The organism is Citrobacter sp. EC_71 (assembly GCF_019584005.1).
Classification (GTDB): Bacteria; Pseudomonadota; Gammaproteobacteria; order Enterobacterales; family Enterobacteriaceae; genus Citrobacter; species Citrobacter werkmanii.
Genome location: NZ_VDAY01000099.1, coordinates 1 through 238 on the forward strand (window position 1 = coordinate 1; position 238 = coordinate 238).

Sequence of the window (238 nt, forward strand, 5' to 3'; positions counted from 1 at the left end):
GTCGAGCTGGGTGCCTCAATGATGGTGGCATCGACCAAGGTGCCTTGAGTCATCATGACGCCTGCTTCGGCCAGCCAGCGATTGATGGTCTTGAACAATTGGCGGGCCAGTTGATGCTGCTCCAGCAGGTGGCGGAAATTCATGATGGTGGTGCGGTCCGGCAAGGCGCTATCCAGGGATAACCGGGCAAACAGACGCATGGAGGCGATTTCGTACAGAGCATCTTCCATCGCGCCAT

General features: G+C 57.6%; 1 protein-coding gene. It reads right to left on the minus strand.

The annotated features are described in order from the left end of the window. Window positions 1-238: transposase (locus tag FHD02_RS24210; RefSeq protein WP_220394396.1), on the minus strand; the 238-nt coding region annotated here is incomplete at both ends.